The 26,751-nt window shown below is 33.5% G+C and carries 31 protein-coding genes; 18 read left to right on the forward strand and 13 right to left on the reverse strand.

Annotated features, from left to right (window positions below):
- Positions 1-15: 15 nt before the first annotated feature.
- Both SB689_RS18015 and SB689_RS18020 read left to right on the forward strand, forming a co-directional pair.
- Positions 16-1,359 (forward strand): cytochrome ubiquinol oxidase subunit I, encoded by a 1,344-nt coding sequence (locus tag SB689_RS18015; RefSeq protein WP_410693483.1) that lies wholly within the window; start codon positions 16-18, stop codon positions 1,357-1,359.
- A complete protein-coding gene (locus SB689_RS18020) occupies positions 1,356-2,360 on the forward strand; it encodes a cytochrome d ubiquinol oxidase subunit II (RefSeq protein WP_410693484.1) in 1,005 nt (334 codons plus the stop codon). Before SB689_RS18015 ends, SB689_RS18020 begins: the two co-directional genes overlap by 4 nt.
- A gap of 57 nt (positions 2,361-2,417) precedes the next feature.
- On the opposite strand, the gene SB689_RS18025 is transcribed toward SB689_RS18020, so the two are convergent.
- The 6 genes from SB689_RS18025 to SB689_RS18050 all read right to left on the reverse strand — a co-directional run bounded on the left by SB689_RS18025 (position 2,418) and on the right by SB689_RS18050 (position 8,246).
- On the reverse strand, positions 2,418-3,230 hold the full coding sequence (locus tag SB689_RS18025; RefSeq protein ID WP_410693485.1) for an OmpA family protein: 813 nt from the start codon (positions 3,228-3,230) through the stop codon (positions 2,418-2,420).
- 110 nt (positions 3,231-3,340) lie between these two features.
- Positions 3,341-4,732, reverse strand: coding sequence for a T9SS type A sorting domain-containing protein (locus tag SB689_RS18030; RefSeq protein ID WP_410693486.1), 1,392 nt, complete (start codon positions 4,730-4,732; stop codon positions 3,341-3,343).
- A gap of 93 nt (positions 4,733-4,825) precedes the next feature.
- Positions 4,826-6,526, reverse strand: coding sequence for a lysine--tRNA ligase (lysS, locus tag SB689_RS18035; RefSeq protein ID WP_410693487.1), 1,701 nt, complete (start codon positions 6,524-6,526; stop codon positions 4,826-4,828).
- A 204-nt stretch (positions 6,527-6,730) separates the two neighbouring features.
- On the reverse strand, positions 6,731-7,657 hold the full coding sequence (gene rlmF, locus SB689_RS18040; RefSeq protein WP_410693488.1) for a 23S rRNA (adenine(1618)-N(6))-methyltransferase RlmF: 927 nt from the start codon (positions 7,655-7,657) through the stop codon (positions 6,731-6,733).
- 2 nt (positions 7,658-7,659) lie between these two features.
- Positions 7,660-8,034 carry a c-type cytochrome gene (locus SB689_RS18045; protein WP_410693489.1) on the reverse strand — a complete coding sequence of 125 codons (375 nt, stop codon included), beginning with the start codon at positions 8,032-8,034 and terminating at the stop codon, positions 7,660-7,662.
- Complete coding sequence (locus SB689_RS18050) at positions 8,034-8,246, reverse strand: hypothetical protein (protein WP_410693490.1); 213 nt, start codon at positions 8,244-8,246, stop codon at positions 8,034-8,036. Before SB689_RS18050 ends, SB689_RS18045 begins: the two co-directional genes overlap by 1 nt.
- 447 nt (positions 8,247-8,693) lie before the next feature.
- Here SB689_RS18050 and SB689_RS18055 point away from each other — a divergent pair, with 447 nt between their 5' ends.
- The 16 genes from SB689_RS18055 to SB689_RS18130 all read left to right on the forward strand — a co-directional run bounded on the left by SB689_RS18055 (position 8,694) and on the right by SB689_RS18130 (position 20,495).
- Positions 8,694-10,121 carry an anthranilate synthase component I family protein gene (locus SB689_RS18055; protein WP_410693491.1) on the forward strand — a complete coding sequence of 476 codons (1,428 nt, stop codon included), beginning with the start codon at positions 8,694-8,696 and terminating at the stop codon, positions 10,119-10,121.
- A gap of 19 nt (positions 10,122-10,140) precedes the next feature.
- Positions 10,141-10,734, forward strand: a complete 594-nt coding sequence (locus SB689_RS18060; RefSeq protein WP_410693492.1) for an anthranilate synthase component II — start codon at positions 10,141-10,143, stop codon at positions 10,732-10,734.
- Positions 10,735-10,772: 38 nt separating this feature from the next.
- Positions 10,773-11,759 (forward strand): anthranilate phosphoribosyltransferase, encoded by a 987-nt coding sequence (gene trpD, locus SB689_RS18065; protein ID WP_410693493.1) that lies wholly within the window; start codon positions 10,773-10,775, stop codon positions 11,757-11,759.
- A 21-nt stretch (positions 11,760-11,780) separates the two neighbouring features.
- A complete protein-coding gene (gene trpC, locus SB689_RS18070; protein WP_410693596.1) occupies positions 11,781-12,560 on the forward strand; it encodes an indole-3-glycerol phosphate synthase TrpC in 780 nt (259 codons plus the stop codon).
- A gap of 15 nt (positions 12,561-12,575) precedes the next feature.
- The gene (locus tag SB689_RS18075) at positions 12,576-13,220 is read left to right on the forward strand and encodes a phosphoribosylanthranilate isomerase (protein ID WP_410693597.1); all 645 of its coding nucleotides are present in this window, start codon (positions 12,576-12,578) and stop codon (positions 13,218-13,220) included.
- A gap of 89 nt (positions 13,221-13,309) precedes the next feature.
- Entirely contained in the window at positions 13,310-13,597 is a 288-nt protein-coding gene (gene tnpA, locus SB689_RS18080; protein ID WP_410693494.1) for an IS200/IS605 family transposase, read from the forward strand.
- Positions 13,598-13,849: 252 nt separating this feature from the next.
- A complete protein-coding gene (locus tag SB689_RS18085) occupies positions 13,850-14,374 on the forward strand; it encodes a hypothetical protein (protein WP_410693495.1) in 525 nt (174 codons plus the stop codon).
- Positions 14,358-14,897 carry a hypothetical protein gene (locus SB689_RS18090; RefSeq protein WP_410693496.1) on the forward strand — a complete coding sequence of 180 codons (540 nt, stop codon included), beginning with the start codon at positions 14,358-14,360 and terminating at the stop codon, positions 14,895-14,897. The genes SB689_RS18085 and SB689_RS18090 overlap by 17 nt, the downstream gene beginning before the upstream one ends.
- Before the next feature lie 13 nt (positions 14,898-14,910).
- The gene (trpB, locus tag SB689_RS18095) at positions 14,911-16,089 is read left to right on the forward strand and encodes a tryptophan synthase subunit beta (protein ID WP_410693497.1); all 1,179 of its coding nucleotides are present in this window, start codon (positions 14,911-14,913) and stop codon (positions 16,087-16,089) included.
- 178 nt (positions 16,090-16,267) lie between these two features.
- A complete protein-coding gene (gene trpA, locus SB689_RS18100) occupies positions 16,268-17,002 on the forward strand; it encodes a tryptophan synthase subunit alpha (protein WP_410693498.1) in 735 nt (244 codons plus the stop codon).
- A 78-nt stretch (positions 17,003-17,080) separates the two neighbouring features.
- Positions 17,081-17,809: a lipoyl(octanoyl) transferase LipB gene (lipB, locus tag SB689_RS18105; protein WP_410693499.1), complete on the forward strand. Its 729-nt coding sequence runs from the start codon at positions 17,081-17,083 to the stop codon at positions 17,807-17,809.
- Positions 17,810-17,873: 64 nt separating this feature from the next.
- Positions 17,874-18,107 carry a hypothetical protein gene (locus SB689_RS18110; protein ID WP_410693500.1) on the forward strand — a complete coding sequence of 78 codons (234 nt, stop codon included), beginning with the start codon at positions 17,874-17,876 and terminating at the stop codon, positions 18,105-18,107.
- A gap of 451 nt (positions 18,108-18,558) precedes the next feature.
- Positions 18,559-19,191, forward strand: a complete 633-nt coding sequence (locus SB689_RS18115) for an NAD(P)H-dependent oxidoreductase (protein WP_066750613.1) — start codon at positions 18,559-18,561, stop codon at positions 19,189-19,191.
- A 21-nt stretch (positions 19,192-19,212) separates the two neighbouring features.
- The gene (locus tag SB689_RS18120; RefSeq protein ID WP_410693501.1) at positions 19,213-19,647 is read left to right on the forward strand and encodes a MarR family winged helix-turn-helix transcriptional regulator; all 435 of its coding nucleotides are present in this window, start codon (positions 19,213-19,215) and stop codon (positions 19,645-19,647) included.
- Positions 19,648-20,070 (forward strand): organic hydroperoxide resistance protein, encoded by a 423-nt coding sequence (locus SB689_RS18125; RefSeq protein ID WP_410693502.1) that lies wholly within the window; start codon positions 19,648-19,650, stop codon positions 20,068-20,070.
- 176 nt (positions 20,071-20,246) lie between these two features.
- Complete coding sequence (locus SB689_RS18130) at positions 20,247-20,495, forward strand: FUSC family protein (RefSeq protein WP_410693503.1); 249 nt, start codon at positions 20,247-20,249, stop codon at positions 20,493-20,495.
- Between the two features lie 12 nt (positions 20,496-20,507).
- Here the strand turns inward: SB689_RS18130 and SB689_RS18135 are convergent, their stop codons facing one another.
- The 7 genes from SB689_RS18135 to SB689_RS18165 all read right to left on the reverse strand — a co-directional run bounded on the left by SB689_RS18135 (position 20,508) and on the right by SB689_RS18165 (position 26,742).
- Positions 20,508-21,137 (reverse strand): peptide deformylase, encoded by a 630-nt coding sequence (locus SB689_RS18135; protein WP_410693504.1) that lies wholly within the window; start codon positions 21,135-21,137, stop codon positions 20,508-20,510.
- A 183-nt stretch (positions 21,138-21,320) separates the two neighbouring features.
- The gene (locus tag SB689_RS18140) at positions 21,321-22,193 is read right to left on the reverse strand and encodes a ChaN family lipoprotein (RefSeq protein WP_410693505.1); all 873 of its coding nucleotides are present in this window, start codon (positions 22,191-22,193) and stop codon (positions 21,321-21,323) included.
- Positions 22,194-22,383: 190 nt separating this feature from the next.
- A complete protein-coding gene (locus SB689_RS18145) occupies positions 22,384-23,412 on the reverse strand; it encodes a hemin-degrading factor (RefSeq protein WP_410693506.1) in 1,029 nt (342 codons plus the stop codon).
- 4 nt (positions 23,413-23,416) lie between these two features.
- On the reverse strand, positions 23,417-24,067 hold the full coding sequence (locus tag SB689_RS18150) for a class I SAM-dependent methyltransferase (RefSeq protein WP_410693507.1): 651 nt from the start codon (positions 24,065-24,067) through the stop codon (positions 23,417-23,419).
- Positions 24,068-24,069: 2 nt separating this feature from the next.
- The gene (locus SB689_RS18155) at positions 24,070-24,840 is read right to left on the reverse strand and encodes a heme ABC transporter ATP-binding protein (protein ID WP_066750643.1); all 771 of its coding nucleotides are present in this window, start codon (positions 24,838-24,840) and stop codon (positions 24,070-24,072) included.
- On the reverse strand, positions 24,840-25,880 hold the full coding sequence (locus SB689_RS18160; RefSeq protein WP_066750645.1) for a FecCD family ABC transporter permease: 1,041 nt from the start codon (positions 25,878-25,880) through the stop codon (positions 24,840-24,842). The genes SB689_RS18155 and SB689_RS18160 overlap by 1 nt, the downstream gene beginning before the upstream one ends.
- Positions 25,864-26,742, reverse strand: a complete 879-nt coding sequence (locus SB689_RS18165) for a hemin ABC transporter substrate-binding protein (RefSeq protein ID WP_410693508.1) — start codon at positions 26,740-26,742, stop codon at positions 25,864-25,866. The genes SB689_RS18160 and SB689_RS18165 overlap by 17 nt, the downstream gene beginning before the upstream one ends.
- Positions 26,743-26,751: the final 9 nt, after the last annotated feature.

The following is a 26,751-nucleotide window of genomic DNA, read 5'->3' on the forward strand; positions in this document are numbered from 1 at the left end:
CAAAAATTGATTATTATGGACGATTTTCTTGCAGCTCGTGCACAAATGGCCATATCCTTAGGTTTTCATATTGTTTTTGCCTGTGTCGGTATGGTTATGCCTTTTTTAATGGCTTTTGCCCACTGGAAATACTTAAAAACCAATAATGAAATCTATAAAGGTCTTACAAAAGCCTGGAGTAAAGGAGTTGCTATCTTATTTGCTACCGGAGCTGTTTCCGGAACAATGCTTTCCTTTGAATTGGGACTTCTATGGCCGGGATTTATGAAGCATGCCGGACCGATCTTCGGAATGCCGTTTTCTTTGGAAGGAACTGCCTTTTTTATTGAAGCCATCGCTATTGGTTTTTTCCTGTATGGATGGGATAAATTTAATAAATGGTTCCATTGGTTTTGCGGATTTTTAGTTGGCTTAAGTGGTTTAGCGTCAGGAATTTTGGTTGTTGCGGCTAATGCGTGGATGAATTCCCCGTCCGGTTTCGATTATATTAATGGACAATACGTCAATATAGACCCTATAAAAGCAATGTTTAATGATGCTTGGTTTCCGCAGGCTTTACACATGACGGTTGCGGCATTTTGTGCGACAGGATTTGTGGTAGCGGGAGTTCATGCCTATTTAATCATGAAAAAGAAAAATGTAGAATTTCATACCAAGGCATTTAAAATTGCGGCTGGATTTGCATTGATTGGTGCTTTCGGTGCTCCCCTTACCGGTGACGTTGCTGCGAAATCTGTTGCGGAAAGACAACCTATTAAATTAGCCGCAATGGAAGCCCATTTCGAAACTGAAAAAGGTGCAGCTTTTGTTTTGGGCGGAATTCCTGATGAAGAAAAGGGCGAAGTAAAATATGCTTTGAAAATTCCAAAAGTATTAAGCTTTTTGGTCAGTAATGATTTTAATTATGAAGTAAAAGGTCTGAATGATTTCCCAAGAGACGAATGGCCACCAATCTCTGTTGTTCATTATGCTTTTCAGATCATGATATTTTTTGGAGTTGTGATGATATGTATAGGAGCTGTTTATTTATATGCAGTGTTCTTTAAAAAGGAATGGCTTACGAAAAATTGGTTATTAAAAACATTTTTCTTTGCTACACCTTTCGGATATATCGCATTGGAAGCAGGCTGGACGGTAACCGAAGTTGGCCGACAACCCTGGATCATCTACGGAATCATGAGAACGGTAGATGCTGTTACTCCAATGCCGGGAATTCAGTATTCTTTTTACTTTTTTACCGCGATTTTCGTTTCGTTATCATTAATTATCATTTTCCTTTTGAGAAGACAGATACACATGGTTCCTAAATTATATGACCCAACAGACGCTCAGTTTAACGATAAAAATATGAAATCATGATCTACGTAGTTATAGGCTTTCTCTGGCTATCCATTTGCTTGTATGTGATTTTGGGAGGTGCCGATTTCGGAGCCGGAATTGTTGAACTTTTCACAAAAAAAAGAGCCCGCGACAAAACCAAGGAAATCATGTATGAATCTATCGCACCCGTTTGGGAAGCCAATCACATGTGGCTGATTATCGCAATTGTGATCCTTTTTGTAGGGTTTCCTGAGATTTATACGACAATGTCGACCTACCTTCATATTCCTTTGGTTTTAATGCTTTTAGGGATTATTGCAAGAGGTACAGCTTTTACTTTCAGACATTATGATGCGGTGAAGGATAATTGGCAGGTTTTATACACTCAGATCTTCTATTATGCGAGCCTTTTAACTCCTTTTTTCTTGGGATTAATTGCCGCTGCAACGGTTTCGGGATCTATAAATCCTGATGCGACAACATTTTTAGATCTATATATTTTCAGTTGGTTGAATTGGTTTGGAGTCGCAGTTGGATTATTTACAGTTTCACTTTGTGCTTATTTGGCGTCTATTTTTTCTTTGAGAGAAACAACCGACAGATTGGAATTAGGTTTAATGATTAAAAAATCAAAGCAAACCATGATCTTCGTGGTTATTACAGGAACATTGGTATTTTTAACAGCTTATCTTTCAAAAATTCCTTTGGTTACATGGGTCTTTTCAAAACCTTTAGGAATTATGGCAATTTTCTTTGCAACTATTGCTTTAGGATTGATTTTACGTGCTATGAATAATAGAAAACTACTTCCTGTAAGAGCTTTAGCTGGATTTCAGATCATTATGATCTTAGTTGCCGCAACTTATCAGCATAATCCGAATATTATTTTATTAGGAAACGGACAATATCTTTCTTTACTACAACATGTTGCCGCACCAAAAACGATTTCAGCATTAGGCTGGGCTTTGATGCTTGGATCTTTGTTTATTCTGCCGTTTTTGTTTTATTTGATGTTTTCGTTTAGTAAGTTGAGAAAATAATCGTAAATAATATAAGAATATAAACCGTCAATATTTGGCGGTTTTTTTATTTGAATTCTATTTTTTAAGCAACATAACCTCCACTCTCCTATTCTTAATACGATCATTTTCCGTACGTTCAGGGTAAATTAAAGGATTAAGATGACCAAGTCCTACAGCTCTTATTCTGCTAGAATCTATTCCTTGCATTTGTAAATATTCTTTAATTGCATTAGCTCTCGTCCAGGATAGATTAAAGGTTCCCAAATCAATATCCTTACCATCAAAGTTTTCGTAATCACAGCAAATATGACCTTGCAATTCAATCTCTAAGGTCGGATTGTCTTTCATTATTTTGAAAAGCTGCTTAACACTTTCGTTGCCGTTTGGAAGCCAGATATGACGGTTTCCAATAAAATTAACGTTGGGCAGCGAAAACGTTTCTTTTACTTTCATTTGTGAAATGTTTGTATTCAGAAAACTAGGAAATTCTTTCTGTGAAATTTCTTGTCCCTGTTCAATAAATATATCCACTCTTCTGTTTTTACCTCGCAACTCTTCTGTACTGCTATCATTGATCTGTTTTTCATCACCTAAACCAACAGTACTTTTCAAATTGATATTATTTCCAATTTTTTCCTGTAAATATTTACTGACTGTATTTGCTCTCTTTTCAGATAAAACCTTGTTATATCCAATGCTTCCCGAAGGATCACAATTTCCAAAAACTCTGAATGTGAGATTGGTTTTTAACTGAGCCAGACTATCCAATTTCTTTTTAGATTCATCATTTAGTTCAGAACTGTTATGCACAAAATAAACTGATGTGAGCATTTGCGCATTAATCCCGATGAAAGAGAAAAGCAAGAGCCAAAATAGAATGAATTTCATCAATTTAAGTTTTCTTAAAAACGAGAAATATAAGTTTATAGTTTATACAAACAAAAAAAATTCCTGAAAAACAATTTCAGGAATTCTGTTTTTATAATTAAAAAATTTGTTTATTTTTTTAATAACTTTTTATTGTAAGTATTTTTATTGGTTTTTACTTCCAAAATATAATCTCCGGCAGATAAAAATCCTATATTACTTTTTTCATTTGCTCCTGTGAATACTAATCTGCCATCCATAGAATAGATATTGATTTTTTGGAGTTTTTCATTGAAATTTAATTTAATATTTAAAATATCTGAAACAGGATTTGGGTAAATTTCTAAGTTTTTACGATCAACTTCCGTAGTAGATAAAGAAGCCGAGAAATTACTCGTAAATTTTATAATATTTTGTTGATAACTCGCTAAACCTAAGCGCTTATTAGTAATGCAATTATATTTTTCATCATCTGTTGCTTTACAATATTGTAAAGTACTCCAATTAACAGTCCAATCAGGAGGGCTTAAGTAATAAGGCTGCGTTCCATTTGCATTAAATGTATTGTCAGGAGTACCATTATTATTGATTCTCGCAATAAACTGCTTGTGATCACCTGCGTATGTAAAGGAAAAAAATAAAATTTTATTATTTTTATCAACATCAAAATCTGTGTCTTCTGCACTGAGAGTTATATTAGTTATCGATGAAATAGAAAATATCCCATTATTTCCAAAAGAATTATCTAAATTCCCATTTATGTTATATTTTCTTATTTCCCCAACTTGTCTTGTTATTATTTCATTCAAACTATTTACAATAACTCCAACTCTATAATTTGTTACAGAAACAGTATATGGCAAAATCAAAATTCCCTGATTTCCAAAAGTCGTATCCAGATCGCCTTGGGGTGTGTATTTAATTAATTTATATTCACTAGCATTAGCAGTGGCATGAGAAACGATCAATGTATTATCATTTGTTTTTGACAAATTAATATTTGAAGTTCCAAAGTTTTTCACACCAAATACATTGTCGACAACACCTGATGGAAGAACTTTAAAAAGATTATATCCCGATGTAGATGATGTTTTAACGTACATTGATTTATCATTATTAACAATTAATCCTACAATTAATCCATTATCTGGTATATTTAAAATACATTCTCCATTATTTCCGAAACTATTATTGGATGTGCCGTTAAAATTATACTTTAAAACCTTATTACTTGATGATAAATAAAGATCAGTTCCATTTTCTTCTCTAAAAGATATAGATTGAGAAGGAGATATTGCTCCACTATTTCCAAAACTAGAATCAATAGTTCCATTAGGTAGATATCGTGTAATATTGTTATTGCTATAATTCCCTGCATAAATATTTCCGCTTTTTGAAAAAACAATTTTATTGCTTGCAACACCTATTATCTGGGCAAAATTAGGATCAGGACCAACATACTGGGCATTAACATATTGGACATTAAAAACTACAAAAAGAATAAAGTAATAAATTTGTCTCATGGCTATAATTATTTTACAAAAATAACAATATTTTGAAGTATATCAATAAAAAAAGACTGCCTTTCGACAGTCTATTATATGATTTAGTTAGTTTTAAAATAATTTCATGAAAACATTTTCATCAATCTTCTCAACTTTCACCAAATTGTTTTTAGTTAAAACTTTAGAAGCTTTATCCCATTTCTTACCGGAAAGTTTGCTTTTTTCTTTCACTTCAGCTAAAGAAAATGCTTCTTCCTGAGTTTTTAAAATATCTAGGATTGCATTTTCATCTTCTCCCAATTCAATTTGAACAACTGCTTTTTCAGGCTTCATTTGAGGGAAGAATAATACTTCCTGAATAGATGCATTATTTGTTAAGAACATAATTAATCTGTCCATACCGATTCCCATTCCGGAAGTTGGTGGCATACCATATTCTAATGCTCTTAAGAAGTCTTCGTCGATAAATTGACCTGCTTCATCATCACCTTTTGCTGCTAATTTTAACTGATCTTCAAAACGTTCTCTCTGATCAATCGGGTCATTTAATTCCGAATAAGCATTCGCAATTTCTTTACCACAAACCATTAATTCAAAACGCTCAGTAAGACCTTCCTGACTTCTGTGTTTCTTGGTTAAAGGTGACATCTCTACAGGATAATCTGTAATGAAAGTTGGCTGAATGAAGTTTCCTTCGCATTTTTCACCAAAAATTTCATCAATTAATTTTCCTTTACCCATTGTTTCGTTCACCTCAATTCCGATAGATTTAGCAAAATCGAACAATTCCTGCTCGGATTTTCCAGTAATATCAAAACCAGTATATTTCTGAATAGCCTCCGTCATTGAAACTCTAGCATATGGTGCTTTGAAATCAATTTCCTGATCACCAAATTTTGCTTTTGTAGTTCCGTTCACAGCTATTGCACAATGTTCTATCATTTTTTCGGTGAAATCCATCATCCAATAATAGTCTTTGTAGGCAACATAGATTTCCATTACTGTAAATTCCGGATTGTGAGTTCTGTCCATCCCTTCATTTCTGAAGTTTTTAGAGAATTCATAAACACCGTCAAAACCACCAACGATTAATCTTTTCAGATATAATTCATTAGCAATTCTCATATATAAAGGAATGTCTAAAGCATTGTGATGCGTAATGAAAGGTCTTGCCGCTGCTCCACCAGGAATAGCCTGTAAAACCGGAGTTTCAACTTCGATATAACCTGCATCATTGAAAAACTGACGCATTGCAGTATACATTTTTGTTCTCTTTACGAAAGTTTCCTTTACGTTAGGATTCACAATTAAATCTACATAACGCTGTCTGTATCTTAGTTCAGCATCGTTAAATGCATCATGCACGACTCCATTTTCATCAGTTTTAGCCTGAGGAAGCGGACGTAAAGCTTTAGTAAGAAGCGTAAAATTTTTAACCAAAACTGTCTTCTCGCCAACCTGAGTTGTAAACAAATCTCCTTCAATACCGATAATATCACCGATGTCTAAAAGGTGTTTGTACACTTCATTATATAAAGTTTTATCTTCTCCTGTACAGATTTCGTCTCTGTTGAAATATACCTGAATTTTACCTGTAGAATCCTGCAATTCAGCAAAAGAAGCCTTCCCTTGAATTCTGCGGGACATCAATCTACCAGCGATCTTCACCTGTTTATTCTCAGAGAAATCCTGTTTTATAGACTCAGTAGTGTCTGTGATTGTATATTCATCCGCAGGGAATGCATTAATCCCCATTTCACCAAGCTTTGTAAGCTTTTCTCGTCTAATGATTTCTTGTTCTGATAATTGCATTGTAATTATTTAAAATAACGTGCAAAATTAGTGATTTTAGAATTGATGGTCAATGCCTTTTCTCAGAAATTTATAAATATAATGGCGAATTTTCAATTAGAAATTGGGAATTTACTCCGCAGGGAATTTATTTGTGGAGATAATTATTGATTATCAATTATTTAAATATCAATCATATTTTTTTTTATAAAACTATAATTAACATTATAACCAGTCTTTACGATTTTGCTGAGGAATAAATGTCCAAGCCAAAATCCTGCTAATTTTTTGACCTTGAGCCATATCAATCGTTTTGAAATCTACAACTTTAACTTTCTTTAAAAGCAAAGTTAGTTTATGTAAATTATCTTTTTTAGAAACCAAACATGTAAACCATAGAATTTGTGAGGAATAGAGAACACTTTCCTCAATCATTTTTGAAATAAAAGCCATTTCGCCGCCTTCACACCACAGTTCAGATTGTTGTCCTCCAAAATTGAGAAGAGGTTTTTGCTTTTTCGATTTGCTGATATTTTTTGTTTTCCTGATATTTCCTTTCATCGCCGATTCTTCAGAATCATGAAAAGGAGGATTACACATAGAAAACATAAATTTATCTTTTAAACCTAAAATATTTTTAAAGATAAAATGAGAATCCGGCTGTTGTTTTAATTGAATAACTGATGATAAATCCGGATTATGATCTAAAATCTGTTGGGCATTTTCTAAAGAATCTTTATTGATGTCTGTTCCCAACATTTTCCAACCATAAGATTTGTTGGCAATTAAAGGATAAACAAGATTGGCTCCTGTTCCAATATCCAAACCGTTTACAGAAACTCCTGTTGGAATTTCTTTTTTTTCCTCGGCTAATAAATCGGCAATATAATGTACATAATCTGCTCTTCCGGGAATGGGCGGACAAAGATTAGCATCAGGAATATCCCAATTCTGAACTTGATAAAAGTGTGATAATAAGGCTTTATTGAGTAATTTAACCGCCTTTGGAATACTAAAATTAATGGTTACCGTTTGATAAGCATTAATAAAAACGTACTGTTTCAGCTCTGGCACGCAGGAAATTAGCTTATCAAAATCATAAGGATCACGATGCAGATTTCTTGCGTGCAGACTGAGTTTTTCAGTAGTCATATTTATTTTTTCTGACTTAAAATATATTCTACCATCTTTTTAGCATCTTCTTTAGACACCTGTGGATGGGGCGACATTGGAACACCTCCCCAAACTCCGCTTCCACCTTCTATAATCTTAGAAGCCAGCAGTTCAATATCTTTTTGAGAATATTTCTCTGCTATTTCCTTATAAGAAGGTCCTATCATTCTCTCATTCACTGCGTGACATCCCGAACAATCCAAAGTTTCGATGATCTGATCACCGGAAAGATTAGTTTTTGAAGGTTCTGAAACAGCAGTTGTTTCAGAAGACGTGGCGTCAACTGATGGAGTTTCTTTTTTAGAACAGGAAAATATAAATAAACTTACACAACCTGTCAAAAACAGTTTTTTCATTATTTTTTCGCTGTAGAATCTGTTTTAGCAGCTTCAGGAGCAGGTGTTACAGCTGGAGCAGCAGCAGGTTTAGCCGTAGAGTCAGCAGCTACAGCTGGTGCAGTTGGCTCTTCTAGCATTGTGTTGCTGTCTTGTAAAGAATGGTCAGTTTTTTTAGAACAGTTTACTACGAATAAACTTCCGATAAATGCAATTGCTAATACTTTTTTCATTGTTTTCTAATTTGAAGCAAAAATATAAAAAATAAACTTTTAAACTCATGACAAGCACCCAGTTTAAAAGATATTTTTTTTCGGAAGCTTTTTATTAAGTCAATTAATAATAAACAATTGATCACACAGAAATATTTTTACATAAAATCTCTTTGAAAGCTTGACATAATTATAGTTTAAATCAAAATTGAATTAACAAATAATATTTTAAGTTTTTTTATTTTCTCTTTTTTTGATTTCTATATTAAAAAAAATATTTACATTTGTCATATGTTTAATACGAGCAATAACAATTGGTGGTGGCTTTCAAACTCTTCGTCGGGTCTGAAGTTATTATCATGTTGCTAAATCAACAGCCGGAATAATATACTACAATATATAAGACTTTGACGATTTTCGTTGAAGTCTTTTTTTATTTACAATCAATTCAAAAAAATAAAACTGCAAATGTTTAACAAAAAAATAAAGATAAAAACCGTTTCCAAAAAAACGCTGGGAGATCTGAAAACACCCATGAATATTTATCTGCAGCTTCGTGATAAGTTCAGGGATACTATTCTTTTGGAAAGTTCTGATTCTAAGAATATTGATAATAACTTTTCATTCATCGCCATCAATGCTGTGGCGGGAATCGAAATAAAAAATCTTAATGAATTTGAAATAAAACTTCCAAGACAGGAGCCTGTCAAACAATTCATTATAGAACATAAAGTTGCAGATGTTTTTGAAGATTTTACTAAAATTTTCGAATGCGAAAAAACAAATGATCCGGTTGAACAAACCGCTCAAAGCCTTTTTGGATATACAAGTTTTGAAGCAGTTCAGTTTTTTGAAAATGTCAATTTTAAAGCTCAAAGTCCTGAAGTTGAGATCCCGATTCTTCGCTACAGACTGTATCAATATGTGATTGCCATCAATCATTATAATGATGAAATGTATATTATCGAAAATCAGATTGAAGGTGTAAAATCTGAACTTTATTTATTGGAAAGCATCATTAAAAATCAAAATTCTGTCGTTTATCCTTTCAAAAAAAATGGTGCAGAAACTTCCAATATTACTAATGAAGAATACCTTGAATTAGTAAAAACGGCTCAGAAACACTGCATGAGAGGAGACGTTTTCCAATTGGTATTGAGCAGAAGATTTGAACAGAAATTTCAGGGAGATGAATTCAATGTTTATCGCGCTTTGAGGAATATTAATCCTTCACCTTATTTATTCTTTTTTGATTATGGAAATTATAAATTATTCGGATCAAGCCCTGAAAGTCAATTAATTATCAAAAATAACAAAGCAATTATTCACCCAATTGCAGGAACATTCAAAAGAACCGGACATTTTGAAACTGATCTTCAATCCATTGAAGAATTAAAAGCTGATGCTAAAGAAAATGCAGAACACACAATGTTGGTAGATTTAGCGAGAAATGATTTGGGAAAACTAGGGAAAAACGTAACCGTTACCAAATTAAAAGAAATCCAGCTTTTTTCACACGTTATACACATGGTAAGCGAAGTTACCGCCGATTTACCTGAAAATACAAATCCATTCGAAATGGTTGCCACCACTTTCCCACAGGGTACTTTAAGCGGTGCCCCGAAACACAAAGCGTTACAATTAATCAATAAATACGAAAAAGATTCCCGAGGATATTACGGTGGCTGCATCGGAATGATCGGGTTGAATGGTGATTGTAATCAAGCTATCATGATCAGAACCTTTTTAAGCAAAAACAATACCTTATATTATCAGGCCGGAGCCGGATTGGTTGCAAAATCAAACCCAGAAAGTGAGTTGGAAGAAGTCAACAATAAACTGAACGCCCTGAAAAAAGCAGTTGAGAAAGCTGAAAAATTAGTTAATAGTTTCTAATTAAAAACAAGCAACAAAAATGGATAACAATAAAGAACAACAAACTAAAATTTTAGTTTTCGACAATTACGACAGCTTTACTTACAACCTCGTTCAGATCATCGAAAGAGTTTTAGATCAAAAAGTTGATGTGGTAAGAAATGATCAAATTTCGCTTGAAGAAATAAATAAATATGATAAAATAATACTTTCTCCAGGCCCGGGAATTCCCGAAGAGGCAGGTATTTTATTAGATGTTATTAAAGAATATGCTCCTACAAAAAGTATTTTGGGTGTTTGCCTTGGTCAGCAGGCAATTGCAGAAGCTTTTGGTGGAAGTTTAATTAATCTTTCAGAAATTTTTCACGGTGTGGCAACTTCGGCAGAATTAGTGAAAAATGACACTAAACTTTTTAGAAATATACCAAGCGGTTTGGCAGTCGGAAGATATCACAGTTGGGCTGTTGATCCCAAAAATTTCCCGCAAGAACTGGAAATTACCGCAGTAGACAAAGACGGAATGATCATGGCATTACAACATAAAACCTATGATGTGCATGGTGTTCAGTTCCATCCCGAAAGTATTTTAACTCCAGACGGAGAAGCTATCATTAAAAATTTCCTTTTAAATTGAAAACAATAGAAATTCCATCAACCATAAAAATCCCACAAATGAAAGAAATCCTGGAATACCTGTTCAATCATCACACCTTATCAAAATCCGAAGCTAAGGCAATTATGATTGAGATCGCTCAAAATAAATTCAATGTGATTGAAGTAACTGCTTTTATCAGTGTTTTTCTGATGAGAAATATTACTTTGAAGGAATTGGAAGGTTTCAGAGAAGCTTTGTTACAAATGGCGGCTACCGTAAATCTGGATGCCAATGACGCAATAGATATCGTTGGAACCGGAGGTGATGGTAAAAACACCATCAATATCTCAACTTTAGCAAGTTTTGTGATAGCCGGAGCTGGTCAAAAAGTGACTAAACATGGTAATTACGGAGCATCTACAACTACAGGATCTTCCAATGTGATGGAGGAACTTGGTTATATTTTTAAAAATGATTCCGACATGTTGAATAAAGATCTTGAAAGAGCCAATATTTGCTTTTTGCATGCACCCTATTTCCACCCTGCTCTACAGTCAGTCGGAGCATTGAGAAGATCTTTAGGTTTGAGAACATTTTTCAATTTGTTGGGACCGTTGGTAAATCCTGCTAAGCCACAATTTTCAATGATTGGTGTTTATAATCTTGAAATTGCCCGAATTTATCAATATCTGTTGCAAAAAGATGAGCGAGATTTCATTTTGGTTCACAGTTTAGACGGATATGATGAAATAAGTTTAACCCACGACACCAAAATTATCACTAAAAATGGGGAAGAAATTTATTCAACGGAAGATCTCGGTTTTGATTCCATTTCCCAGGAAAGCATAAAAGCTGGGGAAACAACTCAGGAATCTGCGAGGATTTTTAGAGATATTTTGGAAGGAAGAGGAACAAAACAGCAAAATTCCGTGATTTTAGCTAATGCTGCTGTTGCCTTAAATCACACCAAAAAATTCGGAAGTTATGACGACTGTCTTTTACTAGCGCAGGAAAGTTTAGAAAGTGGAAAAGCATTGAAAAGCTTGGAGTTGTTGTTGGAGTAATCATCTTTAAAATGTAGAATGATGACGATATTAGACAAAATCATAGAAAGAAAAAGGCAAGAAATTACAGCTTCAAAATCAAAAATTTCTATTGAAGAATTAAAAGACTCCGAGTTTTTTGGAAGAAAAACTTTTTCATTAAAAGAATCTGTAAAAAGTAAAACCGGAATTATTGCCGAGTTTAAAAGACAATCTCCATCAAAAGGAATTATTAACGATCAGGTTTTGCCTTTGGAAGTAGTTTCAGCGTATGAAAAATTTGGTGCGAGCGGAATTTCAATTCTGACGGATAAAGATTTTTTCGGGGGAAGTTTTGAAGATATTTTAAGTGTAAGAAATCATATCAATATTCCAATTTTACGAAAAGATTTCATGGTGGATGAATATCAGTTTTACGAAGCAAAAAGTATGGGAGCTGATGTTATTTTATTGATAGCTTCTTGCCTATCAGTTAATCAGGTTCAGCAATTTGCAGAATTATCTCATGAATTAGGGTTAGAAGTTCTATTGGAAATTCATACCGAAGAAGAGCTTAATCATTTTAATTCAAAAATTGATCTGGTTGGAATTAACAACAGAAATTTAAAAGATTTTAAGGTTGATTTACAGCATTCTGTGAACTTAAAAAACTTACTTCCAAAAGACGTTTTATCCGTCGCAGAAAGTGGAATTTATACAATTGAAGATTTCAACTATTTAAAGGAAAAAGGGTTTGACGGATTTTTAATGGGCGAATATTTCATGAAAAATAAAAACCCTGCAAATACGTTTGAAGAATTTATTAATGTGGTTACAAAGTAATTTGAAAACATAATGATGAAATCAAAGCTTAAAGTCTGCGGATTAACAAAATTGGATCAGATTCAGGAATTAATTTCCATGAATACAGATTTTCTTGGTTTTATTTTTTACGAGAAGTCACCAAGATATGTTTTGAATCATTTGACTTTAGAAGACATTTCAAAAGTAGACCATCATGGGAAAGTTGGCGTTTTTGTGAATGAAGATTTAGAAACAATAATTGAGATAGTACAAAAAGCAAATCTGAATTTTATACAGCTTCACGGCGATGAAAGCGAAAATTTTATTTCAGAATTAAAAGACAAATTGAATCCTGAAATTGGAATTATAAAAGTTATAAGAATTGGAAGTGAGAAACTGGAAGGTGCAAGTAGCATTCAGGAAACCATCAACCGACAACTGAAAACCAGCAATTATTTACTTTTTGATACAGACAGCAAAGCTTTTGGAGGAACAGGAAAACAGTTTGACTGGAGTTTATTAAATGAATTTGAAATTTCACTTCCCTATTTTTTAAGTGGCGGAATTTCAGAAGAAAACATAAATGATATTAAAATTTTAAACCAAAAGCCTTTCGCTTTAGATATTAATTCTAAGTTTGAATTGGAAGCTGGAATTAAGGATGTTGAAAAGATTAAAAAATTTAAAAGCCTATACTAGAAAGAGTCCCAAAGGGACGATTTAACAGAGAATTGGATAAAGTCCAATTAATAAAAAACACAAACAAATTAATAAAAGAGCACAAACAAATGCCACAATCATTAGTTAAAAATTATGTCCATATTATTTTCAGCACAAAATATAGGAACGATTTTATTGATGAAAAAATAGAAAAAGAATTATTTTCCTACATTGCTATAATATGCAAAGACTTTGAAAGTAGTGCATTGCAAATTGGAGGAACGGATAATCATATCCATATTCTCTGCTTACTTTCGAGAAAAATTGCTTTAATGAAATTAGTTCAGGAAATCAAATCACATTCATCAAAATGGATAAAAACAAAAGGAAAAAGATATGAAGACTTCTTTTGGTAGGAAGGTTACGGAGCATTTTCAGTAAGTGAAAAAAGTATTTTTCCTACAATTCATTATATTAAAAATCAGCGGGAGCATCATCAGAATCAAAGCTTCAAAGATGAAATGATTGGAATATTAGAAAAACACAGAATACAGTATGATGAAAAATATTTGTGGGATTAATATTTGAATTGGATATATATTATAGGATTGCATCCTATGCTTTATTAAATCGTCCCTTTGGGACTCTTTAAGAGAAAAAACAAAAAAATGATAAACATAAATTTAATAAGAAAAAATTTCTATAAAAGATTATTTCCGCCAAAGTTTGAAAACGAAAGAGTTCAGGCTTTGTACAATTTTGTATCTAAAAATGACAATAATTTTGAGCATTGGGAGCTTGATGGATTATTAACGGATTTTATCAACATCATTAAAATTTATGATGAAAAAGATACACAACACTTTTTTGACACAATCAATTTATGGAACAGCTATTATCTTGTTATTATTTCTGATAAATTTCTAGATAATAGAGTAAAATCGAATGTAACCTACGATTTTGGAAACATTTATGCTAAAATATTTTTACTGTATGAAAATTTTGATTCCTACTTTTTAATTGACAGTCTCGAGATTGCGATTACAATGTACAATTCAAAATTGGATATGATTACTTTAATTGATCTGATTGGTAAAATTAATTTATTACACCATAAAAAACTGATCACCAAACAACAATACAATTACAACATTGAATTTATTAATCGATTAAAAGATGAAATATCAAATTAAAAAACCTGAGGAATTAACAGAAAATGAAATAAAAATTATATTAAATCTTTGGGATATTTCAGAATGGGATTCTATGGAACCTTCCTATTTCTGTTCATTTTTTAAGGACTCTGAATTCCATTTTCTTATTGATTCTGAGGGAAAAATAGGAGTCCTTATGCGTCTTAATTTTGATTTTATTTTAGAAATTTCTAATAAAAAATACCATTTTTCAGAAGCTGTTGGACTGGTTTCTGCACAAGAGAAAAAAGGATATGGTAAAGAATTAATCAAGTATATTATTGATAATGTTATCGAAAGAAATCTGGAAAGTATCGGTTTTTGTTTGTCTGAATTAAGACCTTTCTATGACAAATGTAACATCAATATTTTGCATGATAAAGCCAAAGCCATCAAAGAAAAAAGCGGCTCTGAATGGATACCATCCGATGATGACGATATTTTAATTTTTCATCTATCTGACGAGAAAAAGGAACTTTTAAATCAGTTAAGTTCCGAAAACAATGCTTATTTAATACAATAAAAAGAAGAAGAAAATGGACTATAAAAATCCTGATAAAAATGGATATTACGGAGAATTTGGAGGAGCTTTCATCCCTGAAATGCTCTATCCAAATGTGGAAGAATTGCAAAAAAACTACCTCAAAATCATAGAATCGGAAGATTTTCAGACTGAATATCAGGATCTGCTGAAAAACTATGTCGGACGTGCTACTCCACTTTATTTTGCTAAGAATTTAAGTCAGAAATACAATACCAAAATCTATCTAAAAAGAGAAGATCTTAATCATACCGGAGCGCATAAAATCAACAATGCTTTGGGACAGGTTTTACTGGCAAAACGCTTGGGAAAAACCAGAATTATTGCCGAAACCGGAGCCGGTCAACACGGCGTTGCCACCGCTACAGCATGTGCTTTGTTGGGCTTGGAATGCATCGTTTACATGGGTGAAATCGATATTCAAAGACAAGCTCCGAATGTTGCCAGAATGAAAATGTTGGGAGCAGAAGTTATTCCCGCAACATCAGGATCAAAGACCTTAAAAGATGCTGTAAATGAAGCATTAAGAGACTGGATCAACAATTCCGTAACCACTCATTATGTGATTGGAAGTGTGGTCGGTCCGCACCCTTTTCCGGATTTGGTTGCGAGATTTCAGAGTATTATTTCAAAAGAAATCAGAGAACAGCTTAACGAGCAAATCGGAAGACAAAATCCCGATTATGTCATTGCATGTGTTGGCGGTGGAAGCAATGCAGCAGGAACTTTTTACCATTTTGTAAATGAAGAAAATGTAAAAATTATCGCCGCAGAAGCCGGAGGTTTAGGAGTCAATTCAGGAAAGTCGGCAGCAACCACTTTTCTGGGAACTTTAGGCGTTTTACACGGAAGCAAAAGCTTGGTGATGCAAACGGATGACGGGCAGGTTATCGAACCCCACTCTATTTCCGCAGGATTGGATTATCCTGGAATTGGGCCTTTTCATGCACATTTATTCAAGGAAAAACGTGCTGAATTTTTCAGTATTAATGATGATGAAGCCTTAAAATGTGCTTTCGAACTGACAAAATTAGAAGGCATCATTCCCGCATTGGAAAGTGCTCACGCTTTGGCAGTTTTAGACAAGAAAAAACTCAACGAAAATGATATTGTTGTCATCTGCCTGAGTGGCCGTGGAGACAAGGATATGGAGACGTATTTGAAGAATTTATAAGTTGATTTTGGCGATAAATTCCGTCTTCCACTCCCGCTTTTTTACTTCGTAAAAAGAGCTCCGTTCAAGCCGGATCGCAAGGTAGAATCCAAAACAACTTTTGTCAGTTCAAAGAACTTTCAGGAAATGAAATTTTAATTTAAAAACTCATTTTTCTTTAATTTTTTAAACAATTTAAATGAAAAAACTAAACATATACTTCACAGCAGGAATTCCACAATTGGAAGATACCGCTGATATTATAAAACTTATCCAGGACGCCGGAGCAGATATGATGGAAATCGGAATGCCCTATTCTGACCCTGTTGCAGACGGACCTGTCATCCAAAAAGCTCATGAACTGGCTTTAAAAAACGGAATGACCATCGAAAAACTTTTATCACAGTTAAAATCGATTAAAAATGAAATCAAAATTCCGGTAATTTTAATGGGATATATCAATCCTGTTTTAAGTTTTGGATTTGAAAACTTCTGTGCAGCATGTTCAGAAAGCGGTGTTTCGGGATTAATTATACCAGATCTTCCGCCTATTGAATTCGAAAAAAATTATCAGAAAATTTTAGAAAAATACAATCTGAATTTCACATTTTTGGTAACTCCCGAAACTTCTGACGAAAGAATTATATATCTCGATTCTTTAAGTTCAGGATTTTTATACGCGGTAAGCTCCTCATCAACAACAGGAAATGAAAATACTGTATTAAAAAATGAAGATTATCTCTCAAGATTAGCTTCTCTCCCATTAAAAAATCCTGTCATGATTGGTTTTGGAATAAAATCAAAGCAAGATTTCGAAAACGTCACTGAAAAAGCAGACGGCGGAATTATCGGGACTGCATTCGTAAATATTCTACTACAAAATAAAGATTGGAAGATAAAAGCCATAGATTTTATTAATTCCGTAAAAAATTAAAATTCACTAAATTTGTATGTCAATAAAATGGTATAAAATCTTGATTCTATATCATTACAAGAAAATCGACATCCACACATGAATACAAATCAGAATAAAGTAGTAGAATTTGAAGATCTTGGCGTAAAAGAATATCAACCATCTTGGGATTATCAGGAAAAACTGATGAAAGATATTATTGATACCAAAATCAAAAACCGCGATTTACCTGCTGAACAACATATCACCACTTCCAATCACTTACTTTTGGTAGAGCATCCACACGTGTATACTTTAGGAAAAAGCGGACACGAAGAAAATATGCTGGCCGGAATGGATCAATTAAAGGAAATCGAGGCTACTTTCGTGAAAGTGAACCGTGGCGGGGACATTACCTATCATGGTTACGGACAGATCGTTGGCTACCCTATTTTAGACCTTGAAAATTTCTTTACAGATATTCACAAATACATGCGAAATCTTGAGGAAGTAATCATCAGAACAATCAATGAATACGGTTTGAAAGGGGAACGTTCTCCCGGAGAAACAGGCGTTTGGCTGGATGTAGGGAAACCTTACGCAAGAAAAATCTGTGCGATGGGTGTAAAAGCTTCCCGTTGGGTAACATTACACGGTTTTGCTTTGAATGTAAACACTGACATGCGTTATTTTGAATATATTATTCCCTGTGGTATCAAAGACAAGCAGGTGACTTCTTTAAAAAGAGAATTGGAAAGAGAACTGACGCCCGAAGAAATGGAAGATATTAAAGGTAAGATTAGAAAGCATTTTGCAGATGTTTTTGAAGCAGAATTAAAATTCAAATAAATTTCTAAATCATATAAAATAAAATCAATAAATTTGATAGTATTATAATTAATAGTAAATTAAAATGGAAGCTCAAATTCTACATAAAAAACTCGAATTAATCCAATGGTTATCAACCTTGGAAGATAAGGCTATCATTGAAAAATTAATCAATTTCAGAAAAGAAGAAACTAAAGACTGGTGGAATACTATTTCCGAAGAAGAAAAAGCATCTGTTGAAAAAGGAATTATTGATTCTGAAAACCATAACCTAAAACCTCATTCTGACGCAAGAAAATTATATGAAAAGTGGTTATAGTGTTTTATGGACTCAAAATGCGCTAGATGATCTTAAGCAAACCATTGAATATCTTGAAAATAATTTTACAGATAAAGAAATTCAGTAACTTGCTGTGAAAATTGAAAGTACGATTGAATTAATATCTCAAAATCCAACTATTTATCCTAAATCGGACTATAAAAATATTTATCGAGCTAATATACTTAAGTTTAATACAATGTATTACAGAGTAATAAAAAATAATATTGAAATTTTATCATTCTTTTCTAACAGACAAAATCCGAAAAGATTAAAAATATAATACCTAAACCCTCATTCTAGAATGGGGGTTTATTTTTTGCATTATGCTTTAAATAGATTTTAAAAATTACATTATAGATTCTATCAAAAATGCATTTATCAAAATTAAATTGCACACAATTAAATTTCACCATACCTTTGTCTTATAATTTTAAAATAAGAACAAACAATGTCATTAATAGAAGACTTAAACTGGAGACATGCAGTAAAAGCATACGATTCAACTAAAAAAGTATCACAGGAAGATTTACATAAAATTCTAGAAGCAGCGAGATTGGCTCCTACTTCATCAGGATTGCAACCTTTCAAGATTATCGTTGTAGAAAATCAGGAACTAAAAGAAAAAATGGTTGCGGGAGCGTTGAATCCTGAAGTAATGAGAGATTCTTCGCACGTGTTGGTATTTGCCGCTTGGGACAGCTATTCTAACGAAAAAATTGATAAAGTTTACGATCTTCATACCGATGTAAGAGATTTACCAAGAGGTCGTTTTGGAAGCTATACCGATAAGATCAAAGAAATGTACGAAGCGCAAACGCCTGATGAGCATTTTGCACACACGGCGCGTCAGACTTATATTGCATTAGGTTTGGCAATGGCTCAGGCTGCCGAATCAAAAATCGACAGTACTCCTGCGGAAGGTTTCAGTAATGCAGTAGTTGATGAAATTCTTAATTTGAAAGAATTAGGTTTAAAAAGTGTAAGCCTCCTATATCTTGGTTACAGAGATGCAGAAAAAGACTGGCTTTCAACAATGAAGAAAGTTAGAGTTCCTATGGAGGACTTTATCATTACAAAATAACACCTCATTCAACCTTATCTTATGGAAAATTTAAAACAGCTAAAACTGGAAAACCAAATCTGTTTTCCTTTGTATGTCATTGCAAAAGAGATCACCGGATTGTACAGGCCTTTTCTTGATGAGTTGGATATTACATACTCTCAATACCTCGTAATGATGGTGCTTTGGGAGAATGATGGACTTACTGTAAGTCATATTGGGGATAAATTATTTCTCGACAGCGGTACTTTAACTCCTCTTCTCAAAAGGCTGGAAACTAAAGGATTTATCGTAAGAAAAAGAAAAAAAGAGGACGAAAGAGTGGTTGAAGCATTCTTAACCGAAGTCGGAAAACAACTGCAGCAAAAAGCATGTGAAATTCCAAAAAAGATTCAACAGAAAATTGGTATTGAGCCTGAAGATCTTATTCAGCTTAAAGATACCATCCAAAAAATATTAAGCAAAATAGAAAAATAAATGAAAACATTATATACAACAAAAGTTACTGCTAAAGGTGGCAGAAACGGACAGGTAAAAAGTGAAAACGGAGTTCTTGATCTTGAAGTAAGAATGCCAAAAGCGCTTGGTGGAGCTAATGAAGATTTCGCAAATCCAGAAATGCTTTTCGCTGCAGGATATTCAGCGTGTTTTGATAGTGCCTTAAACAGAGTGATCAGTTTATCAAAAACAAAAACGGGCGAAACTTCTGTTACAGCTCAGATAAGTATCGGACAATTGGAAAACGGAGGCTTCGGTCTTGCAGTGGAATTGGATGTAAATATTCCTGAAGTTTCTATTGAAGAAGCACAATCTCTTACTGAAAAAGCTCATGAAATTTGCCCTTATTCTAACGCTACAAGAAATAATATCGAAGTAAAACTTTCGGTGACGAATAACTAAGATCGGTTTCTTACATTATAAATTAAATCTGTTTCTTTTCGAAGCAGATTTTTTGTTTTTAAATACAAAGAAGAAAATAAAAATTGTTGTTCTGTGGAAAAGAATTAATTTTATGGAGCTTTTTAAGCAAAAAAATTTAGAAACAAATAACCCAAAACAATTAAACATTTAGATAAATGAAAGAAAATGAATTTGCCCAATTAAGCGATCAGGAATTATTAGCAAAAAAGAAACAACTAAAATCCAGCAATATAATAAATGCTGTAATTATTGGTGTATTAATAGGAATTGTAATTTACAGCTTCGTTAAAAACGGTTTCGGATTTGTTACATTCTTGCCCTTACTTTTCGTTTACTTCATTGTAAAAAACCAAAATGAGAGCAAAGAACTTGAAAAGGAAATTAAATCAAGAAATTTGAAATAAGAAATATGATCATTATCTCGTCATAGAATCACTTTTCTTATAAGCATCAACCGGTTTATAAGAATTATTTTTCTCTTTTTCCTTTTTATCTGAGATTAAAATTCCGAAAAGATGGTCAATTTCATGTTGGAAAATCACCGCTGTAAAACCTTCCACAATTTCTGAATATTTTTGACCTTTCAGATCAACATATTCTAACTGAATCACTTTGCTTCTGTAAAACTGATCTCTGAATTCTGGGATCGATAAATCACCTTCAGGGCCAAGATTCTGTAATTCTGATCTCCAGACAATTAAGGGATTAAGGAAATATTCTAACGGTTCTCCTTCTTTATCAAAACGTTGCACCCAAATTACTTTTCGGTTAATTCCGACTTGTGGTGCGGCAATTCCTACTCCGCCGTCTGTTGAAAGCAGTGATTCTTTCATTCTTTTAACCAAAATTGCGGTGTTTGGATCTTTAGGATCAATTTCTGATGAAAGGCTTAGCAAAGTTTTATGTTGATTTTCATCAGTGGTTTGATAAATTGGTAACGCAGAATTTTTATCACCTTCATTAATGATAGAAATTTCGTTTGAAGTTAATTTCTGAGCATTAATTAAACCAATGAAAAGTATGAATAGAAAGGATAATTTTTTCATTTTTGAATATTATAAAACAAATATAGCTAATGTCTTTCAAACACAGCGTTTGTCATTCTGACGAAGGAAGAATCTATATTCGTAAAGTAGATTCTTCACTCCATTTTATTTCGTTCAGAATGACAAACATTATGCATAAAAAAACGGGCTAAAGCCCGTTCCAATTGATTAAAACACTGTATTTTAAAAAGTTTTCGTCATATCACTCGGAATAATCAGATTAAAATTCGTTGGAATATAATCTTTCTCGGGAACTTTCAATTCAGAATCTTCGGATTCAAAAACAGAGATTACCGCCATTTTCAGGTTTGGATTTTTCTGTTTGATATACCAATAAATTCCGCCAAATTCTTTACTGTGATAATTTCCGTTGTAATGGATAAATGTCTTTCCAGACTGAATATTTTTCATGATAGATTCAGCCATTGTTGCGTCTTTTGTCGCTTGTGCAGAGATAAAATTCATCACTTTCATTTCTTCTGCATGATCGCCCATCATTTTTTTCATTTCAGGATAACCCGGAGTGTCCAATGTTACTTTGATCGGTAATTGAGCGATGTAAGTTTTCTCTTTTGCGGTCAGGTTATTTAACGATTCCAAGCCTTCTTTTGAAGTCTGAGAAGCATATCTTCTCGGAATATTTGTTGCGATGAAATTCAGTTTTTTATCTTTTGCGAAATCAACCAATGGTTTGTAATCTGTTGCATAATTATTCCATAAACGCGCTGAATCTTTCAATGTTTTAGCATCAAATTTTCCGCTTAAATATTGGTTTAATTGAGATTGATTATCTCTTTCAAACATTTCAGCACCTAAAATAAGCTGACCCTTTTTCTGTTGATATAAAGCTTCAGTAATCTTTAATTGAAGCCAATGATTGATCGAACTGTTATGATTTTCACCAAAGAAAACAACATCATATTCAGCTAATTCCTTGACTAATTTTTCTGTCTTGATCTCCTTTCCTTTTTGATCATAAAATTGATATGCTTTGAAGCTTTGAGCATTGATAACACTGAAACTTATCAATAATATGGCTATGAAAATATTTTTCATTTTTATTTAATTTTAATGAATTTTTTAAACACTAATGTCACGAATTGTTTTCACAAATATCACAAATAATATTAAATATAACTTTAAAAATTAGTGTGATTTGTGAGGAAATATTTGTGTTAATTGTGTTTAAATGAAACAAAAAGCCGCCTTGAAAATTTCAAAACGGCCTTATAAAATCATCTAATTATTATTTTTCTAATTCTGCTACAAGGTCTTTCCACTCTTGTAACTCAGGAATTCCGGGTTTTCTTTTTCCGAAGAACTGAACGATAAAGTCACCTTCTTTGTTGAAGACCTCAATTGCCGTTACTTCACCGTCTTCAGTTGGTTTTTTAACGATCCAAGCTTCTGTAATTTTCGTTACATCAAGGTGTAAATTGAAATCAGGATCCATTACATTGAACCACTGTTGGTGCCAAAGTGTTTTCTTCACTTCTCCCGTGTGGATCTGGATAATTCCTCTGTTTCCAACGAAAATCATGATCGGAAGCCCTTTTTCAGAAGCATCTTCAAGAACGTTAACTACTTTAGCTGTGTCGATTTTTTTAGCAAAACCTTCTGGAGCCAATCTCAACGCCTGCGTTCTGCTTACTCCGAATTTTCTTGTCATCATGAAGAAATCGTGAGTATCTTTTAATTCAGTCCAAGATTTTTGAAAACCTTCAACATCAATTTCAGAATCAGCTTTTTCTTCAGCTTTTGGAGCAACAACTTCAAATTCCAAAGTCTGATTTTGATCTTCAGCCTTAAATTTTTCAACAATAGCATCGAAAGCTTCTGCGTTGCTGTCTTTTGTCAAATAGATTTTGTGTAAAGCCAATCCGTCTTTTCCGAAGAACTGAAGACTTTTTTTATCACCTTCTACTACTCCGAAAGCGAATTTCCAGTGATTCAAGAAAATTCTCAAATCGATATCCTCACCTACAAAAAGTTGTGCATGAGGACTGCTGAAATCTCCATTAAGATAAGTCCCCTTTCTTTCGTGAACGCACTCGTCGTTACGCGTAAGAGCCATTACTTTTCCTAATTTTTCTGCTTCCGTTAAAATATCTTTAAATTCCGGCTTCAAAACGGTTACGCCTTCGCCTATGTTTGTTGCTAATAATTCAGCTTCGCTTACGCCCAGCTCTACAGCAGCATTTCTTATTCTTAAATGCGGGTTTTCAGCTTTTAGAGCGTCCCATTTTGCTTTTAGATCGTTTACTAATGTGCTCATTATTTTATTTTTTTATGGTTAAAACTGTATAATTTCTTGTTATTGTTTCGTTTCCTGTTTTGCTTTTCACTTCTTCTTCTTTTTCAGAGATTTTCATTCTTTTAAAATGACTTTTTGAGACTGTTTCTTCCATTTCATCCGTATTATACAATTTAAAATTGAATTGTGTGAAAGGCAGTTTCTCCATGAAATCTCTTTGTCCGAAAGTGAGAACAAAAGTTCCTTTATCTTTTAAAACTCTGTAAATTTCATTTAAAAATTCAACAGGCTCTTCCCAAAAATAGACGGTGTTTACGGTAAATATCTTATCGAAAACCTCATCTTCAAAAGGAAGTTTTTTTCCTTCGTACAATATAAAATCGGCCTGATCTTTAAATTCTTTATTTAAAGCTTTAGCTTCATTCTGCATCGTTTCAGAAATATCGATTCCTGTATATTTTAAATTATTGGCAACATTCAAAATACTTTTCAGGTGTCCGGCATTTCCGTGGCCTATTTCAAGAATGTGTTCATCGTCTTCTATTAAAAGCGTTTTGATACTTTCTAATGTCATGCTGATGTTTGTGGCATTCATCATTTCGCCGATCTCTTTACCTTTTTCTCCCTGCGGATTGGCAAGATTTTGAGCCAGAATTTTCAGTTCATCTTTCTCCATGGTTATCCAAAAATGATCATTGGGTTATTTGTAATCGGGTGTTCGCAAATAGTACACGGAAAATTGTATGCTTCACTTATATTTTCAGCAGTGAAAACTTCTTCCGGTGTTCCGTATGCTGCTACCCTTCCAGATTTCATTAATAATATTTTGTCTGCAAACTGAGCCGCAAGATTTAAATCATGCAAAACAACAATCGCAGAATTGGTATTTTTAGTAAAGTTTTTAATGATTTCTAATGCTTTGTATTGATGTTTTACATCTAAATTATTCAAAGGTTCATCAAGAAAAACCAATTTATGAGTGATCTCATTCTCCAACTGCACCATTACTCTCGAAAGATGTACACGCTGTTTTTCACCTCCCGACAAAGTATTGTATTCTCTATCTTTCAAATGAAAAACTTCGGTTTCATGCATTCTGTCGTTGGTAGCGTCTATGTCTTCCTGTCTTGGCTGAGCATCAAAATAAGGATATCTTCCCATCATAACGACATCTTTTACTTCAAGCGTAATATCGTTGCTGTTGTGTTGAGAAAATTTCGCCTTATGTTTTGAAAGTTCTCTTACCTCCCAGTCGTTCAGGTTTTTATCTTTAAATACTATCTTTTGTTTTGATTTCACTTCATTCGCCAGAACGCTCAATAAGCTTGATTTTCCGGCTCCGTTCGGACCAACAATTGCTAAAAATTCACCATAATCCAAAGAGACATCAACCCCATCCAAAATATGGAATTCTTTATGTTTATAACTGATTTGATGCGCCTTTATCATTACAATGATTTTTTGAATTTAATTAAAATAGCAATAAAAATAGGTCCACCAATCAATGAAGTTAAAATACCGATCGGCAACTCTGATGGTGCTACAATACTTCTGCTGAAAGTGTCGGCAATCAACAGTAAAATACTTCCCAGAACCGCTGACAGTGGTAAAATGAAAACATAATTCGATTTAAATAAAAGCCTTAAAATATAAGGTACAATAAGACCTACAAACCCAATCGTCCCTGAAAATGCAACACATGTTCCCACCATTAAAGAAGTGATAATTACAATCTGCTTTTTCAGTCTTTCTACATTTATTCCTAAATGCTGTGCATCTTTTTCACCTAACATCATTGCATTTAAAGCTTTCCCTTTTGGAAGCAAAATGGTGTAAGAAATAATTAAAACTACGGTTAAAACTATATTTTTAGTCCAAGTTGCTCCTGCAAGACTTCCCATATTCCAAAAGGTAAGATCTCTCAGCTGTTCATCTTTTGAAATATAAATCAGAAATCCGGTAATCGAAAATCCGATCGATGTAATGGCAACACCGCTTAACAACATCATGACAACGTTTGTTTTTCCGGCACTTGTGGAAATCCTGTACACCAACATCATCGCTAATAAAGCTCCCACAAAAGCTGAGATACCTACTAATGAAAATTGTACCATCTCAGGAAGATATTGTTTGAAATGCCCTCCTAAAACAATGGCAATTGCCGCAAGTAACGTTGCTCCGGAAGTTAAACCGATTGCCTCACCGGTCGCCAAAGGATTTTTAAACAATCCCTGCAAAGTTGTCCCCGAAACAGCAAGCATGCTTCCTACCAGGATCGCCATAATAATTCTGGATGCTCTCACGTCCCAGATTACATATTTATCGCTTAACGCTAAGTTGGGATCACCTTTAATGAACTGACTTAATACCGTAAATGGCGAAACACCATTGAAGTCGTAAACGCCAATATAAAGTGCCACAATTGCCAGAATAACCAGCAATAGGGCACTTATAGTAAGATAAAAGTATAGTTTACTTTGTGCTTTCAATTAATAATTTGTTTAATCCAACAGCGGCCTCTCCTAATCTTGGTCCGAAACCTGAAACCAGGCCTCCATCCATAGCAATGATCTTTTTGTTTTTACCAGCGTTTGTTTGTGAAACACCCGGCATTTTCAATGCACCTTCGTTTCCTCCGGCACCTTGTAATCCGCTTGAGAAGAAGAATAATACGTCTGGGTTAGCTTTAACAACTGCTTCCGGAGTTAATGGTTTGAAATCTTCAAAATCTTTCACCGCATTTTCACCTCCTGCAAGACCGATTAATGCGTCCATTGGAGTTTTTGTACCTGAAACCATCAACATATTTCCTCTTGCGTAGATGAACAATACTTTTGGTTTTTTAGCAATTGGCTGAACTTGTTTTAAATCAGCATCAATTTTATCATTTAATTTTTGATAATCTGTGTTACCGATTGCTTTAGCAACCTCAGCGATTAATTTTTTAGTTCCATCAACAGTAAATTCTTGTTTGAAGACTTCAGTTTTAATTCCAGAAGACTTGATTTTACCCATTAAATCCGGGTTGATATCTTTATCAGAAGCCAAAATTAATGTTGGAGACACCGCCATGATCGGCTCGATCGTCATTGATCTTACATGACCTAGATCTTTAGCTGTAGCTTTCAAAGATTCAGGATATGTACTTGTAACGTCTGTTCCTACGATTTCTTTTTCGTGACCCAGAGCGCTTACAATTTCTGTAATTCCTCCGTTTAGAGTAACGATTTTATTATTAGATTTTGGAGTTTCAGAACTTACTTCTGTAGAATTTTCTTTTTTAGCACCTTCTTCTTTTTTGCAAGAATACACTGCAACAAGCACAGAAGCTGCAAGAATGAATTTTTTCATGATATACTA

The sequence above is a fragment of the Chryseobacterium sp. SIMBA_038 genome (assembly GCF_046535115.1).
Classification (GTDB): Bacteria; Bacteroidota; Bacteroidia; order Flavobacteriales; family Weeksellaceae; genus Chryseobacterium.

What these genes read in the sequence shown, in the direction of transcription:
- SB689_RS18075 (WP_410693597.1), top strand. Translation starts at nt 12,576, where the DNA reads ATGAAATCAAAGCTTAAAGTCTGCGGATTAACAAAATTGGATCAGATT.
- SB689_RS18140 (WP_410693505.1), bottom strand. Translation starts at nt 22,193, where the DNA reads ATGAAAAATATTTTCATAGCCATATTATTGATAAGTTTCAGTGTTATC.
- lipB (WP_410693499.1), top strand. Translation starts at nt 17,081, where the DNA reads ATGAATACAAATCAGAATAAAGTAGTAGAATTTGAAGATCTTGGCGTA.
- lysS (WP_410693487.1), bottom strand. Translation starts at nt 6,526, where the DNA reads ATGCAATTATCAGAACAAGAAATCATTAGACGAGAAAAGCTTACAAAG.
- SB689_RS18025 (WP_410693485.1), bottom strand. Translation starts at nt 3,230, where the DNA reads ATGAAATTCATTCTATTTTGGCTCTTGCTTTTCTCTTTCATCGGGATT.
- SB689_RS18155 (WP_066750643.1), bottom strand. Translation starts at nt 24,840, where the DNA reads ATGATAAAGGCGCATCAAATCAGTTATAAACATAAAGAATTCCATATT.
- trpC (WP_410693596.1), top strand. Translation starts at nt 11,781, where the DNA reads ATGACGATATTAGACAAAATCATAGAAAGAAAAAGGCAAGAAATTACA.
- SB689_RS18015 (WP_410693483.1), top strand. Translation starts at nt 16, where the DNA reads ATGGACGATTTTCTTGCAGCTCGTGCACAAATGGCCATATCCTTAGGT.
- SB689_RS18130 (WP_410693503.1), top strand. Translation starts at nt 20,247, where the DNA reads ATGAAAGAAAATGAATTTGCCCAATTAAGCGATCAGGAATTATTAGCA.
- SB689_RS18165 (WP_410693508.1), bottom strand. Translation starts at nt 26,742, where the DNA reads ATGAAAAAATTCATTCTTGCAGCTTCTGTGCTTGTTGCAGTGTATTCT.
- SB689_RS18090 (WP_410693496.1), top strand. Translation starts at nt 14,358, where the DNA reads ATGAAATATCAAATTAAAAAACCTGAGGAATTAACAGAAAATGAAATA.
- SB689_RS18115 (WP_066750613.1), top strand. Translation starts at nt 18,559, where the DNA reads ATGTCATTAATAGAAGACTTAAACTGGAGACATGCAGTAAAAGCATAC.
- SB689_RS18125 (WP_410693502.1), top strand. Translation starts at nt 19,648, where the DNA reads ATGAAAACATTATATACAACAAAAGTTACTGCTAAAGGTGGCAGAAAC.
- SB689_RS18060 (WP_410693492.1), top strand. Translation starts at nt 10,141, where the DNA reads ATGGATAACAATAAAGAACAACAAACTAAAATTTTAGTTTTCGACAAT.
- rlmF (WP_410693488.1), bottom strand. Translation starts at nt 7,657, where the DNA reads ATGACTACTGAAAAACTCAGTCTGCACGCAAGAAATCTGCATCGTGAT.
- SB689_RS18145 (WP_410693506.1), bottom strand. Translation starts at nt 23,412, where the DNA reads ATGAGCACATTAGTAAACGATCTAAAAGCAAAATGGGACGCTCTAAAA.
- trpB (WP_410693497.1), top strand. Translation starts at nt 14,911, where the DNA reads ATGGACTATAAAAATCCTGATAAAAATGGATATTACGGAGAATTTGGA.
- SB689_RS18135 (WP_410693504.1), bottom strand. Translation starts at nt 21,137, where the DNA reads ATGAAAAAATTATCCTTTCTATTCATACTTTTCATTGGTTTAATTAAT.
- trpA (WP_410693498.1), top strand. Translation starts at nt 16,268, where the DNA reads ATGAAAAAACTAAACATATACTTCACAGCAGGAATTCCACAATTGGAA.
- SB689_RS18085 (WP_410693495.1), top strand. Translation starts at nt 13,850, where the DNA reads ATGATAAACATAAATTTAATAAGAAAAAATTTCTATAAAAGATTATTT.
- SB689_RS18050 (WP_410693490.1), bottom strand. Translation starts at nt 8,246, where the DNA reads ATGAAAAAAGTATTAGCAATTGCATTTATCGGAAGTTTATTCGTAGTA.
- SB689_RS18150 (WP_410693507.1), bottom strand. Translation starts at nt 24,067, where the DNA reads ATGGAGAAAGATGAACTGAAAATTCTGGCTCAAAATCTTGCCAATCCG.
- SB689_RS18110 (WP_410693500.1), top strand. Translation starts at nt 17,874, where the DNA reads ATGGAAGCTCAAATTCTACATAAAAAACTCGAATTAATCCAATGGTTA.
- SB689_RS18030 (WP_410693486.1), bottom strand. Translation starts at nt 4,732, where the DNA reads ATGAGACAAATTTATTACTTTATTCTTTTTGTAGTTTTTAATGTCCAA.
- tnpA (WP_410693494.1), top strand. Translation starts at nt 13,310, where the DNA reads ATGCCACAATCATTAGTTAAAAATTATGTCCATATTATTTTCAGCACA.
- trpD (WP_410693493.1), top strand. Translation starts at nt 10,773, where the DNA reads ATGAAAGAAATCCTGGAATACCTGTTCAATCATCACACCTTATCAAAA.
- SB689_RS18055 (WP_410693491.1), top strand. Translation starts at nt 8,694, where the DNA reads ATGTTTAACAAAAAAATAAAGATAAAAACCGTTTCCAAAAAAACGCTG.
- SB689_RS18120 (WP_410693501.1), top strand. Translation starts at nt 19,213, where the DNA reads ATGGAAAATTTAAAACAGCTAAAACTGGAAAACCAAATCTGTTTTCCT.
- SB689_RS18045 (WP_410693489.1), bottom strand. Translation starts at nt 8,034, where the DNA reads ATGAAAAAACTGTTTTTGACAGGTTGTGTAAGTTTATTTATATTTTCC.
- SB689_RS18020 (WP_410693484.1), top strand. Translation starts at nt 1,356, where the DNA reads ATGATCTACGTAGTTATAGGCTTTCTCTGGCTATCCATTTGCTTGTAT.